General features: G+C 33.9%; 10 protein-coding genes. 4 read left to right on the forward strand and 6 right to left on the reverse strand.

The annotated features are described in order from the left end of the window. Positions 1–19 precede the first annotated feature (19 nt). From N5E64_RS01175 to N5E64_RS01200, 6 genes are all read right to left on the reverse strand, one after another. Positions 20–2,125 carry a glycoside hydrolase family 97 protein gene (locus N5E64_RS01175; protein ID WP_280035340.1) on the reverse strand — a complete coding sequence of 702 codons (2,106 nt, stop codon included), beginning with the start codon at positions 2,123–2,125 and terminating at the stop codon, positions 20–22. A 107-nt stretch (positions 2,126–2,232) separates the two neighbouring features. Next, entirely contained in the window at positions 2,233–4,089 is a 1,857-nt protein-coding gene (locus N5E64_RS01180) for a glycoside hydrolase family 13 protein (protein ID WP_280035341.1), read from the reverse strand. Positions 4,090–4,364: 275 nt separating this feature from the next. Beyond that, entirely contained in the window at positions 4,365–6,662 is a 2,298-nt protein-coding gene (locus N5E64_RS01185) for a glycoside hydrolase family 65 protein (RefSeq protein ID WP_280035342.1), read from the reverse strand. 27 nt (positions 6,663–6,689) lie between these two features. Then, entirely contained in the window at positions 6,690–7,346 is a 657-nt protein-coding gene (pgmB, locus tag N5E64_RS01190; RefSeq protein ID WP_280035343.1) for a beta-phosphoglucomutase, read from the reverse strand. Between the two features lie 5 nt (positions 7,347–7,351). After that, positions 7,352–8,698, reverse strand: a complete 1,347-nt coding sequence (locus tag N5E64_RS01195) for an MFS transporter (protein ID WP_114998827.1) — start codon at positions 8,696–8,698, stop codon at positions 7,352–7,354. Positions 8,699–8,860: 162 nt separating this feature from the next. Continuing rightward, positions 8,861–9,880 (reverse strand): LacI family DNA-binding transcriptional regulator, encoded by a 1,020-nt coding sequence (locus N5E64_RS01200; RefSeq protein ID WP_038331040.1) that lies wholly within the window; start codon positions 9,878–9,880, stop codon positions 8,861–8,863. 224 nt (positions 9,881–10,104) lie between these two features. Here N5E64_RS01200 and N5E64_RS01205 point away from each other — a divergent pair, with 224 nt between their 5' ends. From N5E64_RS01205 to N5E64_RS01220, 4 genes are all read left to right on the forward strand, one after another. After that, on the forward strand, positions 10,105–13,023 hold the full coding sequence (locus N5E64_RS01205; protein WP_280035346.1) for a SusC/RagA family TonB-linked outer membrane protein: 2,919 nt from the start codon (positions 10,105–10,107) through the stop codon (positions 13,021–13,023). A 10-nt stretch (positions 13,024–13,033) separates the two neighbouring features. Then, positions 13,034–14,659 carry a RagB/SusD family nutrient uptake outer membrane protein gene (locus N5E64_RS01210; protein ID WP_280035347.1) on the forward strand — a complete coding sequence of 542 codons (1,626 nt, stop codon included), beginning with the start codon at positions 13,034–13,036 and terminating at the stop codon, positions 14,657–14,659. A 1-nt stretch (position 14,660) separates the two neighbouring features. Continuing rightward, the gene (locus tag N5E64_RS01215; RefSeq protein ID WP_280035348.1) at positions 14,661–15,725 is read left to right on the forward strand and encodes a SusE domain-containing protein; all 1,065 of its coding nucleotides are present in this window, start codon (positions 14,661–14,663) and stop codon (positions 15,723–15,725) included. Between the two features lie 96 nt (positions 15,726–15,821). Next, entirely contained in the window at positions 15,822–18,632 is a 2,811-nt protein-coding gene (locus tag N5E64_RS01220; RefSeq protein ID WP_280035349.1) for an alpha-amylase family glycosyl hydrolase, read from the forward strand. Positions 18,633–18,646: the final 14 nt, after the last annotated feature.

Genomic DNA, 18,646 nt, shown 5'->3' on the forward strand with positions numbered 1-18,646 from the left:
GTAGAACTTAAAATATTTTCTACTTTATTGGAAAAATCGAAATTGCTGTTCCTCCACTCGCCGCTAAATTCAATTTCAGTTTTGATTTTGAATTTACTTTTACTTTTTTGATGTCGTATGCTTTTGGATTTTTATCCCAATGTGCATTTTTCGCATCTTGGTAAATTGTTGCTTCGTAAGTTACTCCAGGCGTTAAGAAATCTAATTTAATTTCAGTTTTTCGAGGATTTTCATCTGTAATCGCACCTACAAACCAATTCTCCCTTCCTTTTGCTTTACGCGCTACTGTTAAATAATCACCAGGCTCAGCTTCTAAGTATTTTGTATCGTCCCAATCCACTGCCACATCTTTGATGAATTGGAAAGCATCGGCATACTTCTCGTAGTTTTCTGGTAAATCGGCAGCCATTTGTAACGGAGAATATAACGTCACATATAAAGCCAATTGTTTCGCTAAAGTGGTATGCACTTTTGTATCACGACCAACATTATACACTTTCATTTCTGTTTCAAAAATACCAGGCGTATAATCCATAGGACCACCTAACTGACGTGTGAAGGGTAGAATGGTTTCGTGCGCTGGAGGATTTCCATAACTCCATGCATTAAACTCGTTTCCTCTCCCTGCCTCAGCAGCAATATAATTTGGATACGTACGGTGATAACCCGAAGGACGAGAACTCTCGTGTGTATTGACTAAAATTTTATTTTCAGCGAAACGCTCTACCGTCCAATTGAAATGATTGACCATTGTTTGTCCATCGTGATATTCTCCTCTTGGAATGATGCGACCAACATAACCTGTTTTTACTGCAGGATATTCGTAATGTTTCATTACCTCCATTGCACGGTCAAAACGACGTTCGTAGTTGGCTACTGAACCAGAAGTTTCGTGGTGCATAATCATTTTTACACCTTTTGATTTTGCATAAGCAGAAATTTCTTTGATATCGAAATCAGCATAAGGTGTTGTGAAATCGAAAACATCTTCTTTCCAGTTCCCATACCAATCTTCCCATCCTTCATTCCAACCTTCCACTAAAACTCCGTCGAATCCGTGTTTCGCTGCAAAGTCGATGTAACGTTTTGTATTTTCTGTAGTCGCTCCGTGAGGAAATTTAATGGCCTCTTGCCCTACTTGATTTTGGGCATTTTGAGTTCCTTGACGATCCCACGTTGATTTCCCAACGTGCATTTCCCACCAAATTCCGACATATTTCATTGGTTTAATCCAAGATGTATCTTCAATTTTTGATGGTTCATTTAAATTTAAAATCATTTGAGGACCTTTCCCTACGATATCTCGGGCATCATCTGATACCATTATTGTACGCCAAGGTGTGTTGAAAGGCGCTTGTAAATAAGCTAAATCTCCAATTGCGTTTGGTGCTAAATGCGATTTGAATTGATAGGAGTTTTTATCAAATTCTAAATGCATTACTGGATAATTAACCACTGCAGCTTCGAAAATATTTAAGTAAATATTATCCGAAGTTTTCATTTGTAATGGCGTTTGAACTGAATTTGGTTTCCCGATTGATTTTACACCAATTCCATTATTCATATCAATTTTCCCGTGATCGATTCCAGAAATCTTCGATTCGATATAGGTATATTCTTGCGTATCAAAATCACCAGGTAACCAAAATGTTTGATGATCTCCTGTTAAATTAAATTGTGTTTTTTCTTCTTTTACGACAAAGTAATTTAAGTTTTGTTGCTTCGGAAATTCATAGCGAAAAGCTACACCTTCATCAAAAACTCGAAACGTAACATTTACATTTCGGTTAGTAGAAGTTTGCGTTAATTGAAACGTACCTTCGTTATGAATATCTTTAATTTCTTTGTATTCTCCTAAAACAGGTTGCCAAGCATCATTTACTGATTTAGTCGTATAATTTGTAACTGTAAATCCGTTTTCTAAAGCTTCTGCATCTTTTAAAATGAAACCTAATGTAGATGGTTTTACAATTTCTTTTCCTTTATAAGTTACCGAATACGATGGTTGACCATTAGCTGTTAATTCGAAGTTAACTTTTACTTCCTTTGATGGCGATTCAATGATTTGGGCATTTAATGCGCCTATGGCAAGTAAAGTAAATATAGTTGTTGTTAATTTTTTCATTTGCTTTTTACGTTGTACGTGATATGTTTTACGTTATACGATTTTGTTATTCTGAGCTTTTTAAGAATTATAAAAAACATTTCGACAAGCTCAGTGTGACAGTAATTCTATTTCATCAATTCAATAATCATCGAAGATTTACCATCAATTGTGATTTCTCCGTTTGTATTGATTGGTAAAACTTTGTCCGAAATAATATCTTTTCCAGAAGTAAATCCGTTTAATGATTCTGCAAAACGATCTAATTTGAACGTTTGTTTTTCTGGATTTGCATTCAAAATAATCATTACAGATTCGTTTTCATTGTATCTAAAATAAACGTAAACATTATTTTGTGGCATGTAATGTTTTGTTTTTCCTGAATGAATAACTTCTTTATTTTTTCGCCAATTGAAAAGTTTTGCTGTAAAATCATAGAATGCTTTTTGCGTTGCTGTTCGTGAATTTGGATTAAATGCATTTTGTGTATCAGACTTCCAACCACCAAGAAAATCTTGACGAATTGCTGCATCTCCACCAGTATTTTTATCTCCAGCCATACCGATTTCAGTGCCGTAATAAATTTGTGGAATTCCACGAACCGTTCCGATTAAAGTCGTTGCTAGTTGATACGGCTTAATATCTCCTTTGTAGATTTCGTTCCAACGTTCGGTATCGTGATTTTCAAAAAAGACCAATAAATTATTGATGTCTGGATATAAGAAATCATTCGTGAATGATTCGTAGATTTTCACCAAACCTTTATCCCACGATTCTTCTTCCTGAAAAGCTTTCGTCATATTTGCATACAACGAAAAATCCATCACCGCTGGTAAATTCGAATTGTACCCCACCATTTCACCGATTTTCGAATCTTTTTGCCAATACGATACATGAGCTGGCGAATGCATCCACGCCTCTCCTACTACATTTAGATTGGGATATTCATCTGTAATTGCTTTTACCCAAGTTGCCATTCCTTCTTTGTTATTGTAAGGATATGTATCTACACGTAAACCTCCTAATTCGGCATATTCTATCCACCAAATGGCATTTTGAGTGATGTACTTTAATACTAATGGATTTGCTTGATTGATGTCTGGCATCGTCGTATCGAACCAACCATTTAATGCGCCTATTTTATCAATCTCTGAAGCATTAGGATCAAATTGGGTTGTTGTTCTATAATTCGAACGACGGAATCCATTTTCTCCTTCTGGAAATGTATGGATCCAATCTTTTGAAGGTAAATCCTGAATCATCCAATGTGAGATTCCCCAGTGATTCGTGACATAATCTTGAATCAAATACATTCCACGTTGATTTAATTTCTGCGATAATTCGCGATAATCTTCATTGCTTCCGTAACGTCCATCAATCTTATACAAATCAGTTTGTGCATAGCCATGATAGGAATGTTGTTTCTCGTTATCTTCATTAACAGGCGTTAACCAAACCGCTGTTGCACCAAGATTTTGTAAATAATCTAAATTGTTGATAATTCCTCGCAAATCCCCACCATGACGACCATCTGGAATAGAACGATTGGCTTTATCTGTTAATTCTTTCTTCGAATCGTTGCTTTCATCACCATTTGCGAAACGATCTGGCATAATCAAATACACCACATCTTTTGATGAAAACGATGAACGATTCGCTGAATTTGGTTGACGATCTTTTAACTCGTATGTATACGAATCAACAATTTTATTTTTGTTTTTGATGTTAATTTTGAACGATGATTTGTTTACTTCATTCGTATTAATCGTTACAAAAACATAATTTGGATTTTCAGTTTTCTGTAAATTTTGAATTTTTACATTATCCGATAATTCAATATTGTATTTACTAATATCTTTTCCATAAACCAGAATTTGAACTTCTGGATTTTTCATTCCTTTCCACCAAAACATTGGCTCTACTTTTTGAATCTGTGCAAAAGCAAATGTTGATAGGAAAGATGATAATAATAGTATTTTTTTCATGTGTTTTGTTTTTTAGATTCCTCCATTCTGCGGAATGACATTTACTTTATTGTCGTTAATGAACTTGTCATTCTGAGTTTATCAAAGAATCTTTTTAAATTCTCTGTCCAGCTGAACTTGTTTCAGCTTCTCATTCTCTGCTTCATGCGATCCTGAAATGAATTCAGGATGACTTTTTTAAAATACGTTTTCAGAATAAACTTAGAACTTAAAACATCTATTCTAAATAAAAATACCCTGAAAACCGAAGCCTTCAAGGTATTAGATTCCCTTTATTAAATCGAAGGCTGAACAACTACTTTCTGGTCGAAAACATAAACCTCTAACGGTTCTGTTCCTTCCAGTTCAAAAATTGTTTCTCCTTTATTTACAATAACTTTTAGGATTTGATGACGGAAATTTACTTTAAATGTAAAACCTTCCCATTGTTCTGGTAAACGTGGCTCAAAATACAATTGATCGTTTTTCACACGCATTCCACCAAATCCTTCTACAATCGACATCCAAGTTCCAGCCATAGATGTGATGTGCAATCCTTCGTGAACTTCTTTGTTATAATCGTCTAAATCTAAACGAGAAGTTCTCAAATAAAATGTATATGCTTGCTCCATTCTCCCCAACGTTGCCGCTTGAATAGAGTGAACACAAGGCGATAATGATGATTCGTGAACCGTTAATGGTTCGTAGAAATCAAAATGTTTTTCTAATTGTTCCTTCGAAAATTGATCTTCAAAATAATAGAACGATTGTAAAACATCTGCTTGTTTGATATAAGCCGAACGTAAAATTCTATCCCATGACCATTTTTGGTTAATTGGACGTTCTTCTTTTGGTAATTCAGAAACAGGTGTTAAATCTTTATCCAAGAAACCATCTTGCTGTAAATAGATTCCTAATTCTTCGCTGAATGGAAAATAAATATTCGCCGCAACTTCTTTCATCTCTGCTAATTCTGCATCAGTAATACTTCTTTTTGCAGCGATACGAGCGAAATCTTGAGGATAATTAGTTTTGACGTTTTCAACTTGTTCCAACAAATAATTCATACACCATTGCGCACAATAATTTGAATGGAAATTGTTGTTAACGTTATTTTCGTATTCGTTAGGACCTGTAACACCTAACATCACATATTGTTTTTTGTCGTTTGACCAATTTACACGCTGTTTCCAAAAACGCGCAATTCCTAATAAAACCTCTAAACCAGCTTCTGGAATATACGTTTGATCTCCCGTAAAACGAACGTAATTGTAAATCGCAAATGCAATCGCTCCATTTCGGTGAATTTCCTCGAATGTAATTTCCCATTCATTGTGGCATTCTTCACCATTCATCGTAACCATCGGATACAAAGCTGCACCTTTGTTGAAACCTAATTTCTCACCATTTTCAATTGCTTTATCCAATTGATTAAAACGGTACATTAATAAGTTTCGCGCAACTTCTTGATTTTTTGTCACCATATAAAATGGCAAACAATATGCTTCTGTATCCCAATATGTAGAACCTCCGTATTTCTCTCCTGTAAAGCCTTTTGGACCGATATTTAAACGTGCATCTTTTCCAGAATACGTTTGATTTAATTGAAAAATATTAAAACGAATACCTTGTTGCGCTTTCGTATCACCTTCTATCGTGATATCAGCCATTTCCCAAATCTTTGCCCAAGCTTCTTTTTGGTTTATTAACAATTGTTCATAACCTTGTTCATTTGCTTGAGATAATACATTTTCGGCAGCGTTAATTAATTCATTTTTAGGATGATTTGTCGAAACTACATAACCTCCAAATTTCTCAATTGTCGCTGTATCATTTGCTTTTACCTCAACTTCGTATGTGAATTCTACTTTTGTTTCAGTTTTAACAGCATTTGTTGGCACGATTTGTTGATAACTTCCATTTACTAAGATTTTATTCTGCATAAATGTTACGACTTCAAAATGAGTTTTGAACGTACGCGCTTGAACGAAACCTTGTTCACCTTTAATTTCAGAAGAAATTGGTTCCCAAAAAATCTCTTCCCAGTTCGCATCTTCGTTTTTTACAGCTGCATCAACATAAGGTTTGAAGACAATTTTCGCATCTCCATTGATTGGTTTGATGTCATATTTAATTGCTCCTAATTCATCTAAATCAGCAGAAAGAAAACGTCGAACAAAAACCGCAATTTCTAATCCAGAAGGTAAAACCGCAATAAATGAACGATCTAATAAACCTTCTTTCATGTTCAATTCGCGACGGAAATTTTTGACTTCTTTACAAGTGTTTAAATCAAATTTTTCACCGTTAATTTCGATGTCAATTCCAATCCAAACTGACGCATTTAATACTTTTGCAAAATATTCTGGATAACCGTTTTTCCACCATCCCACTTTTGTTTTGTCAGGATAATAAACGCCGGCAATATAGCTTCCTTGAAATGTATCACCTGAATAAAATTCTTCGAAATTAGCACGTTGTCCCATTGCTCCATTTCCTATAGAAAATAAACTTTCAGACGATTTTACACGATCTTTTTCAAACCCTTCTTCGATAATTGACCACGCATTCGGGATGATATAATCTTGATTCATTTTGTTTGTTGTATGTAGTTTGTATAATTATTGATTGATTAATTCGACCAAGAAATCTGTTGAGATTTCAGTAAAATTATTAAAGTTGTATTTTGCTTCATTCAAAACCGAAGCTTCTCCAATTCCGATGCTTGTCATTCCTGCAACATTTGCAGCTTCAATTCCTGCAACAGAATCTTCAAATACAATTGAATTTTCGTTTGTTTGATTTGCTTTTTTCGCTCCAACGATAAAAACTTCTGGATCTGGTTTTGCGTTAGAAACATCGTTTCCGTCCACGATATCATCGAAGTAGTTTAAAATATTAACTTTCTCCAAAATTGGACGCGCATTTTTAGAAGCCGATCCCAAAATAATTGGTTGATTGTTTTCTTTTAGAAAGTTTAAAACGTCCATTACACCTGGTAAAATTTCAGAATCGTCCATCTTATCGATGTATTCTAAATATTCTTTGTTCTTCTGAACTAACCATTCGTTTTTCTGCTCATCAGAAGCTTCAACATTTCCCAATCCGAGAATAATTTCTAATGATCGCACACGAGAAACACCTTTCAATAATTCGTTATGTTCATGCGTAAAATCGATATTTAGATTATTCGCTAATTTTTTCCATGCTAAATAATGGTACTTTGCAGTGTCAACGATGACACCATCTAAATCAAAAATAAATACTTTAGTTTTCAAAATGATTATGCTTTGATTGGTTCATCCACATCTTTTACGCGCGTTACAAAAAGTGCTGCAATAATTAGCGCAACACCGCTGGTAACAATGGCGTAGATTGGATTATCGTGATATAAATATTTTACAATTGGACCGCCCAAAAGAGCGTTAATGATTTGAGGCATACAAATGAAGAAATTAAAAATCCCCATGTAAACACCCATTTTTTTAGCTGGAATTGCTCCTGCTAAAATTGCATAAGGCATCGATAAGATACTTGCCCAAGCAATTCCTACTCCGATCATGGAAAGGATTAATAATTTTGGATCGTGAATAAAATAGATTGAAATTAATCCTAATCCTCCACAAATTAATGAAATAGCGTGTGTTGTTTTTCGACCAAATTTTAAGGCGATTGCAGGTAAAAAGAAGGCGAAAATTGCAGAAATTCCGTTGTAAACACCGAAGATAATTCCAACCCAATCTCCTGCTTTTTGATATGTTTCTGAATGTGTATCACTCAAAGACAAACCGTACACATGATGAGCGATTGCTGGTGTAGCGAATACCCACATTCCGAATAATGCAAACCACGTAAAAAATTGCACCAAGCCTAATTGTTTCATCGTTTTTGGCATATTTCCAAAATCGGTAAAAATCTGTGTTAAGCTTGCTTTTTCTTCAACAATTGGTTCTCTACCTTCTGCTTTTTCGAAAGCGTCTAATTCTTCTGGCGAATATTCTTTTGTTGTAAAAATGGTGATTAAAACGGTTACAATAATTGCGATTGCTCCAATAATGAATGATAAAATTAAGTGAAACGGAACTTCTCCTTCCGCTGCAACACTTGAAACACCAAACCAGTTGCTCAAAATATAAGGTAACCACGAACCTACAACAGCCCCTAAACCAATAATTACAGTTTGAATTGAATATCCTAATGTACGTTGATCCGAAGGCAACATATCAGCTACAAATGCGCGCATCGGTTCCATGGCGATATTGAATGAAGCATCCATTATCATCAAGAATCCAGCGCCCATCCATAATGCAGGCATCAATGCCGTAAATGCACCTGCTTGTGGCATTAAGATTAATCCGAAAGAAGCCAATAAAGCTCCTACTAAAAAGTATGGTTTTCTTCGTCCAAATTTGGACCAAGTATTATCTGAATAATGACCAATAATAGGCTGAACAATCAATCCCATTAACGGTGCAACAATCCAAAACCAAGACAATTCGTGCACATCAGCACCAAATGAACTTAGAATACGGCTCGCATTTGCGTTTTGCAAGGCGAAACCCATTTGAACTCCTAAATATCCGAAACTTAAATTCCAGATTTCAAGAAATCCTAATCTACGCTTTCCCATTATCGTAATTTTTTTATGTATTTTACGATAAGCGTTTTATGCTTATCAAAACTATATTTTTGTAATTTGAGAAGTAAAAATATGTTTTGATTTGTTTACAATGTTAAAACTTTTTTTTGGGATTATTGCAACTGTAACAATTATTTAACCAAAAAAAACTTACTAAATCGTTGTAGTTTCTCGGTGTAATAATTCAGTTCCGACAACTTCGGTAATGTAATGTTCGTGCTCGTTTTCTGACTCTAATTTTTGAATCAATAAACGCGCAGCAATCTCACCCATTTTGAATGCATTTTGTTTGACTGTAGAAATGCTTGGAATTGAGTTCTTGGAAATTACACCATCTGTAAAAGCTATTAAATGTAACTCTTCTGGCACTTTAATTCCTTTTTTCAATGCAGCTCTCAAAACTTTTACGGCATATAATTCATTTACTGCCATTACTGCGTCAAATTTATTTTTTTCGAAAAACTCATCAATCATAGTGTCCAACTGACTCTCGTCTTCTACACGCAAAATCAAGTTTTCGTCAACTGCAATTCCATTCGCTTCTAATGTTCTTTTATATCCTTCGGTTCTTAAGCGTCCGACACTTATATAATCTGGCGTTGTGATAAAACCGATTTTCTTGCGTTCTTTACTTATAAAATACTGAATTGCTTCTTGTGTCGCAAGTACATCATCAATAATCACTTTATCAGTATAAACCTCACGCGTTACACGGTCGAACATCACAACTGGCATTCCTTGGTTGATGATTTCTTTGATATGATGATAATCTTTTTTGGCTTGAGTTTCTTTCGAAAGAGAAATCACAAATCCGTCTATACTACCCGCTGCAAGCATCTCCATATTAATCACTTCACGTTCGTACGATTCATTTGACAAACATATTAAGACATTATAACCATATTGATTGGCTAAATTTTCGATTCCACTAATTACCATCGCAAAAAAATCGTGAACGATTTCGGGAATAATCACGGCAATGGTTTTCGTTTTACGATTCTTTAGACTTAATGCTATATTATTCGGTTTGTAGTTGTATAATTTTGCAAATGCCTGAATCTTTTGTTTCGTTACAGCACTAATCTCTTCGCTATTTTTCAACGCCTTAGAAACCGTTGATATCGAAACATCTAACTCTTTTGCAATCTGTTTTAATGTCAAATTCTTTTTCATAATCTTCTTTCTACCTTAACCATCAATCTTATTCTACTAATTTCCGTCTTTTTTATTAAAAATTAACATGCTATAACAATTAATTTAATTATTTATTAACACGAAAACGTTTTCGTTTAACTAGTTAGTGTATTACATACACAATCAATCAATTAAACAACTTATATTTGGTAATGAGAAGTAAAAATATAAATTAATAATTAACGAAACAAAACAAAAAATATATGAGGATTTTAAAACAATCTCTTCTAGCATTAGTTTTATCAAGCCCTGCTATTTTATCTGCACAAACTGCGATAAAAGGAACAGTACAAGATAGCGCTAATAACACGGTTTTAGCTGGTGCAGATGTTTCGAACATTACAACAGGAGAATCGACAGTTTCTGATGAAAAAGGAAATTTTACATTAGAAGCGAACGATGGTGATATAATTGTTATCAGTTTTTTTGGTTATGACGATCAAGAAATAACTTTTGCAGGACAAACGCAATTACAACTTCGTATGTCTAAAACAACAGAAAACTTAAAAGAAGTTGTTGTAATTGGATATGGAACAGCGAAAAAAGAAGATGTTACAGGTTCTGTAAATCAATTAAATTCAGAAGATTTCAATAAAGGATCAATCACTTCTGCGCAAGAATTAATGACTGGAAAAATCGCTGGAGTTGTGGTAACATCTGCTGGTGGTGCTCCTGGTGATGGACAAAATATTATCATTCGTGGTAATAGTTCGTTATCATTAAACTCTCAACCATTATATGTAGTAGACGGTGTTCCTTTATCTGAAGTAAATATTGGAGGTTCTCGAAATCCATTGGATTTCTTAAATCCTAACGACATCGAAACGATGACTATTTTGAAAGATGCTTCTGCAACTGCCATTTATGGTTCTCGAGCTGCGAATGGGGTTGTAATGGTTACAACTAAAAAAGGAAAAGGTAAAAAATTCCGTTTTAATTATAATTCAATTACATCAATTTATCAACCAGAAGGTTATATTGATGTAATGAATGCAGATCAATTCCGTGAATTGGTAAAATCTGTAGGAACAGCTGACGAAATTGCTCGTTTAGGTAACGCAAATACAGATTGGCAGAAAGAAATTTATAGAACAGCTGTAGGTTTTGATCACAACTTTAGTGCAACAGGAAATATTGGAGGTAAAATGCCTTCTCGTTTTTCTATTTCTAATACAGATCAGGATGGTATTTTGAAAGGAGATAACATCAATCGTACAACAGCTTCTATGAATTTAAGTCCATCTTTCTTAGATGATCACTTAAAATTTGAATTGAATGCTCGAGGTTCTTATATCGAAAATCAATTTGCAAACAGAGGTGCAATTGGAGCTGCTTTAGAGTATGATCCAACTCAACCAGTTTATTCTGGAGCAAATATATTTGGAGGTTACCACACTTGGATGGACGGATCTGTTAAACACAATTTAGCGCCAACTAACCCAGTTGCATTAATCAACGAAAACAGAGATACATCAGAAGTTCGTCGTTTTGTAGGAAATGCAAAAATGGATTATAAATTACATTTCTTACCGTCTGTTACTGCAACAGTTAATGTAGGTTATGATATTTCTAATGCGAATGGGCGCAATGTAACAACTGCAAATATGCCAAACTCTTCTTTGACATGGGATGGTTCTAAAACAACATTTAGCGCACAATTCTACAACAAATTATTTGATGCATATTTAACATTCAACAAAGATTTTGGACAACACGGATTAACTGTTGTTGGAGGTTACAGTTATCAATACTTTAACACATACAATACCAATTACGATAGTGAATTAGAACAACAAGGTTCTGATCAATTTACATTCGTAGACCGCGATCACTATTCTTTACTATCATACTTCGGACGTTTAAACTATAATTTTGATAATCGTTACATCTTAACAGCGACTATGCGTGCAGATGCTTCTTCAAAATTAAGCCACGACAACCAATGGGGTTATTTCCCTTCTGCAGCTATTGCATGGAATATTTCTAAAGAAGAATTCTTAAAAGGAAGTTCTGTTGTAAATGATTTGAAATTACGCGTAGGTTATGGTAAAGTTGGTAATGTAAACGGATTAGGAAACTTCCAATTCTTAACGCGTTATCAAGGATCAGAATCAACTGCTTATTATCAATTTGGTTCAACATTCTATCAAACTTATCGTCCTCAACCATTTAATGGTGATTTGAAATGGGAAATTTCGAGTACATTAAATGCTGGTATTGATTACTCTTTATTCAAAAATAGAATCTATGGTACATTAGACGTTTACAAGAAAAAGACAAGTGATTTAATTGCGAGTGTTTATGTAGATCCATTTACAAACTTTGGAAATATGATCGATAAAAATATCGGTGATATGGAAAACAAAGGAATCGAATTTAGCATCAACGCTGATATCGTAAAAACAAAAGATTTTGATTGGTCTTTTGGATACAACATCGCTTTCAATGATAATAAAATTGTCAACTTACCTACTGATAACTTAACAGGTGGTATCGATGGAGGAACTGGTAACAATATTCAAATTCAACGTGAAGGAGAAGAACCATTTAGTTTCTATGTATACAAGCAGATTTATGATGCAAACGGAAAACCAATCGAAGGAGCTTACGAAGATTTGAACAACGACGGAATCATCAACGAAAAAGACCGTTATATTCACAAAAGTCCTTTCGCAAAAGTAACAATGGGATTCAATACATTCTTCCGTTACAAAAATTGGGATTTAAGTGCAACTGCTCGTGCTAACATCGGAAACTATGCTTACAACAACATGGCTTCGTCTAAAGGTTACAGCAAAAAAGCGACAGGAAATGGTCAAAACTATTTATCTAATGTGCTTTCAAGCTACTACAACACTGGTTTCACAAGTATCACAGAAACTAATTTGTTAAGTGACCACTTTATAGAAGATGCATCTTTCTTCCGTATTGATAACATTACATTAGGTTACAACCTAAAACAAGCAATCAAAGGATTGGATATTCGTCTTTATGGAGCGGTTCAAAACGTAGCTGTATTCACAAATTACAGCGGTTTAGATCCTGAAATTTACCGCGGAATTGATAATAGTTTTTATCCAAGACCGAGAACGTATGTATTTGGTTTAAATGTTAATTTCTAAGAAAACTACAATGAAAAAGATTAAAATTTCAACATATATTTTAGCTGCGGCATTGGCTTTCTCTGTTTCTTCATGTCATGATGATTTAGATTTAATGCCAAATGATCCAGATACTTATACACAATTTGATGTATTCAAAGATGCTGCTACAGCAAAATCTGCTTTAGCAAAAGTATACGCTTCTTTAGCGCTTACGGGACAAAAAGGACCTGCGGGAAGTGGAGATATTCAAGGTATTGACGAAGGTGCTTCTCAATATACTCGTTTAATGTTCAACTTAAATGTATTGACAACAGACGAATCTATTGTTGGCTGGGGAGATCCAGGTTTACCAAACTTGCATGAGATTTCTTGGGGAGCAAGTAACAGTTTTGTTGAAGCGATGTATTATCGTTTAGCACAAACCGTTTCTTTCTCTAATTCGTTTATTGCAAATGCTGAAGCTTTATCTAGTACAACTCCAGAAGTGAAAGAATATGTAGCTGAAGCGCGTTTCATTAGAGCATATGCTTATTATAGCTTAATGGATTTATATGCGAATGTTCCGTTAGTAACAGAAGTTTCTTCTGAATTACCGAAACAAAGCAATCGTAAAGAGATTTTCACTTTCGTTGAAAGCGAACTAAAAGCTATCGAAGCTGAATTAAAAGCTGGTCGTACAAACGAATACGGACGTGTAGACAAAGCAGCTGCCGAAGCATTATTATCTCGTTTATATCTAAATGCAGAAACTTGGATTGGTCAAGCAAAATATACAGAAGCTATTACTTATTCTAAATTAGCTATGCAAGCTGGATATACGCTTAACACAACTGATGGAAATAAAAATGGTTCTGCTTATGACGAATTATTTTTAGCTGATAATAATACGAATGGCGCGCAAAACGAAGCTATTTTCGTTTTAAACTTTGATGGAAATAATTCTCGTACCTACGGAGGTTCCACTTTCTTAGTAAAAGCTGCAATTGGTGGAAAAATGGTTGCTGCTGATTACGGTGTAAATGGTGGATGGGGAGGTCCTCGTTCTACAAAAGCATTGGTGAATCAATTTACAGATGCTGTTACAACAAAAGACAGTAACGGAAATCCAACTGCATGGAAAGATAAACGTGCGATGTTCTTTACAGATGGACAAACTTTTGAAATTAACAACATAGGTACATTTGGAGAAGGTTATGCTGTTTACAAATGGTCTAACAAACGTTCAGACGGAAAAAGTGCAAACGATGCAACAGGAGAATATGTTGACACAGACGTTCCAGTAATTCGTTTAGCAGAAGTTTATTTAAACTATGCCGAAGCTGTTTTACGTGGAGGAATTGGTGGAGATCGCGCTACTGCATTAAACTTAATCAACGAATTAAGAACTCGTGCATATGGAAATACTTCAGGTAATATTACTGACGGACAATTAAACTTAGATTTCATTTTAGCTGAAAGATCAAGAGAATTGTACTGGGAAGGAACGCGTAGAACTGATTTAATTCGTTTCAGTAAATATACTAACAATTACAATTGGCCTTGGAAAGGTGGCGTTCAAAATGGAACTTCTGTAGATGCAACAAAAGTTATCTTCCCAATTCCAAACAATATTATTGTCATTAATCCAAACTTAACTCAAAATCCAGGTTATTAAGATGAAAAATTTTATAAAATATATCTCAATTGCTTTAATTGGTAGTATTGCCATTACAAGCTGTTCAGAAGATGATGATTTACTAACTGTAAATCCATCAGATTATCAAGCGCCAGAATTGGTAACACCAAACGATAATGCGCAATTTATTTTAACAGAGGAGCATCAAGATTCAATTATTACTTTCTCTTGGAACAAAGCAGAATATGGACTTGATGTTGTCCCAAAATATTCTTTAGAATTTACAACAAAAGACGATAGTAACTTTGCTAATGCAACAGTTCTAATAGGTAATTCTACAACAACAGAGTTTCAAATATCATTTAAAGACTTTAATAATAAAGTAATTGATCTTGGTGTTGAACCAAATGTGGAGCAAGATTATATTTATCGTGTAAAATCAGAATTAGGTACACAACAATCTCAACCACTAGTTTCTGCTGTAAAAACAATCACAATCACAGCATATCCTACAGATTTATCTACGAATTGGGGTGTTGTAGGTTCTATTACGAATTGGGCAGATAATCAAGATATTCCTTTCTGGAAAAGTGAAGAAACTAATGTTTTAGTTGCTTATATTAATGTTGAAGAAGCTAACGCAGAAATTAAATTCAGACAAAACGGATCTTGGGATGTAAACTTTGGAAGTAACAACCCAACAACTGCATCTGACGGAACAGTATCTGGAAGTTTAGACGCTGGTGGAAATAATATTAAAATTCCAAATATCGGAAGATATAAAGTAACTTTTAATCAAAGTGATTCAACTTTCAAAATAGAAGCTTTCACTTGGGGAGTTATTGGTGATGCAACACCGCTTGGTTGGGATGCTGACACTGCTCTAAATTACGATGGCACAATAGATTCTTGGATAGCTACTATAGAATTAAAAGTTGGTGAATTTAAATTCAGACAAAATAAATCTTGGGATGTAAACTATGGTGATTCTGGAACTCCTGGAGTTTTAAAATCAGGTGGCGACAACATCAAAGTTACTGAAGCTGGGACTTACATTGTAACAGCAAACTTCAGTAAAGAAACTTATTCTTTTGTAAAACAATAAAGAAATTCCTCATTTAAAAATAGAGCTGTTACAAACATACTTGTATGTTTTAACAGCTTTTTTTATCTAATCTAATAATTCAAAAATCGCAATAATATGAAAACATTTTATTTAACTTTCATGTTGATTTGCCTTTCTTTCTTAAAGATCGATGCGCAAATCACTTCAGATCCTAGTCCGCCAGAAGCAGACAAATCGGTCACTTTGTATTTTGACAAAACAGGAACTCCACTAGAAAATTACCAAGGAAATCTTTATGCTCATACGGGTGTAACTGTTGATGGACAAGATTGGCAAAATGTGATTGGTTCTTGGGGAGATAATTCTTCTCAACCTCAATTTATTCATCAATCTGGTAATGTTTATAAATTAGAAATCACACCTTCTATCACAAGTTTTTACAATGTAGAGCCAAACAAAACTATAACTAAAATGGCTTTTGTGGTAAGAAACGCAGAAGGTAATCAACAAACCTCATCAGATATTTTTATCAATGTTGGTGCTTTGCAAGTTAATCTAATTCATCCGCTAGAAAACAGCACAACCAATGTGAATAGCGGTTCTAGTTTTAATATCCAAGCAACAAGTACAATTCATGTGAATTGGACATTAGAAGGTAACGGTAATACTTTTGATCAAGTAAATGATAGTAATTCATTTGATAAAAATTATACCATTTCACAAAATCAGAATTATACATTAAATGCAACTTTTAATGGTCAAACAATAAGCAAATCTTTTACAATTAATATCAAACCAACGGTTAAAGATGTAGCCATTCCATCTAATTTACATGAAGGAATTAATTATTTGGCTAATGATTTTACAAAAGCATATTTGGTTTTATACGCTCCACAAAAAGAGTTCATTCATGTAATCGGAAGTTTCAATAATTGGCAACTTTCTGATCAATATGTGATGAATCGAGATACAACTAACAAGGATTTATATTGGATTGAATTATCTAATCTTAAAGCAAGTGAAATCTATACGTTTCAATATCGAACAAGTGATGGAATCAAAACTGCAGATCCTTATTCGACTTTAGTTTTATCGCCTTATGATGATCCGTATATTACCGCAGCAACTTACCCAAATATGCCTGTATATCCTACTGGACAACAATTTGAAGTTTCGGTTTTACAAACAAATCAAGCAAAATACAATTGGAAAGTTTCAAATTTCAATCGCCCAAATAAAGAGAATTTGATGATTTACGAATTATTAATTCGTGATTTCAATTCGACAAAAACATGGCAATCTTTAATTGATGATTTTGATTATTTCAAAAAATTAAACATTAACGCAATCGAAGTTATGCCCGTAATGGAGTTTGAAGGAAATATTTCTTGGGGTTATAATACAGCTTATCATCTTGCTTTGGATAAAGCTTATGGACCAGCAGATAAAATGAAAGAATTCATCGATTTGTGTCATCAAAATGGAATTTCAATCATTTTAGATGTTGCTTTAAATCATGTTTATGGTCGATCTCCGTTGGTTAGAATGTGGATGAATGATCCCGACAATGATGGTTTTGGAGAACCAACTACTACAAATCCTTATGTTAATCAAACCTCAAAACATAGTTACAATGTTGGATACGATTTAAATCATCAATTAACACCAACTCAAAATTATGTACAACGTACATTAAAACATTGGATTGAAGAGTTTAAAATTGATGGATTTAGATGGGATTTAACAAAAGGATTTACACAAAATTGTACACCTTCTGATGAAACTTGTACAAACGGATATCAAGCTGATCGTGTAGCAATTTTAAAAAAATATGCAGATATGCAATGGACAATTGATCCGAATTCCTACATCATTTTTGAGCATTTAGGAAATAATGGTTCAGCACAAGAGGAAACAGAATGGGCGAATTATCGCATTAACGAAGGTAAAGGAATTATGCTTTGGGGTAAAGCGACTAATAATTTTAATCAAAATACAATGGGATATGCTTCGGATAGTAACTTTGATTGGTTGAAGCATACTGTAAAAGGTTTTACGAAAAAACATTTGGTTGCCTATGCAGAAAGTCATGATGAAGAAAGAATGATGTACAAGAATTTACAATATGGTGCATCATCAGGAACTTATAATATAAAAGATTTAAAAACTTCTTTGGAAAGACAAAAAGCTCTTGGTGCAGTTTTATTTACAATTCCTGGTCCTAAAATGTTGTGGCAATTCGGAGAATTAGGATATGATTACTCGATAAATCATTGCGAAGATGGAACAAATAATGACGGATGTCGCACCAATCCAAAACCTATTCCAAGCGAAATTGGTTATTTAACAAATACTGATAGAAAATCTGTTTATGATGTTTGGGCAAAAATTATTGGACTTAAATTAAACAACAAAGTTTTCGAAACTGATAATTATACAATTACATCTGGAGATTTAAAACCGCGTATTCAGATTACAAATAATTTATTATCGTCGTCTGATTTATATGAGGTAATTGTTATTGCAAACTTCACAACAAGCACTCAAGCAATTGCGCCACTTTTTCCATTTACAGGAAATTGGTACAATTTGATGGACGAAACAACGCTGAATGTCACCAATACAAATTCATCATTTACAGTTAATCTAAATCCAGGTGAATTTAGAATTTTCGGGAATGCAAAAGCAAATTTATCAACAGATAATATTGAGGTTAATTCAGAAAAAATCTCTGTAACTCCAAATCCAGTTTCTTCCTCTTTTTCATTAAATATTAATTCAGAAAAAGTAAAAATCTATGATTTAACAGGAAAACTGATCAAAGAGTTTTCAGGAAAATTTTCAGCGATACATCAATTTAACATCAAAGAATTACCAAAAGGTATTTACATTCTTGACATTGAAGCTAAAAATCGAAAATCGTCTGCGAAGCTGATTAAAAATTAATTTTTCAAAAAAGC

It is taken from the genome of Empedobacter sp. GD03739 (assembly GCF_029843245.1).
GTDB lineage: Bacteria > Bacteroidota > Bacteroidia > Flavobacteriales > Weeksellaceae > Empedobacter > Empedobacter falsenii_B.

Bases quoted from the DNA above. Each gene is read 5' to 3' on its own strand.
- N5E64_RS01220 (WP_280035349.1), top strand. From the start codon at position 15,822: ATGAAAACATTTTATTTAACTTTCATGTTGATTTGCCTTTCTTTCTTA.
- N5E64_RS01175 (WP_280035340.1), bottom strand. From the start codon at position 2,125: ATGAAAAAATTAACAACAACTATATTTACTTTACTTGCCATAGGCGCA.
- N5E64_RS01205 (WP_280035346.1), top strand. From the start codon at position 10,105: ATGAGGATTTTAAAACAATCTCTTCTAGCATTAGTTTTATCAAGCCCT.
- N5E64_RS01200 (WP_038331040.1), bottom strand. From the start codon at position 9,880: ATGAAAAAGAATTTGACATTAAAACAGATTGCAAAAGAGTTAGATGTT.
- N5E64_RS01185 (WP_280035342.1), bottom strand. From the start codon at position 6,662: ATGAATCAAGATTATATCATCCCGAATGCGTGGTCAATTATCGAAGAA.
- N5E64_RS01195 (WP_114998827.1), bottom strand. From the start codon at position 8,698: ATGGGAAAGCGTAGATTAGGATTTCTTGAAATCTGGAATTTAAGTTTC.
- N5E64_RS01210 (WP_280035347.1), top strand. From the start codon at position 13,034: ATGAAAAAGATTAAAATTTCAACATATATTTTAGCTGCGGCATTGGCT.
- N5E64_RS01180 (WP_280035341.1), bottom strand. From the start codon at position 4,089: ATGAAAAAAATACTATTATTATCATCTTTCCTATCAACATTTGCTTTT.
- N5E64_RS01215 (WP_280035348.1), top strand. From the start codon at position 14,661: ATGAAAAATTTTATAAAATATATCTCAATTGCTTTAATTGGTAGTATT.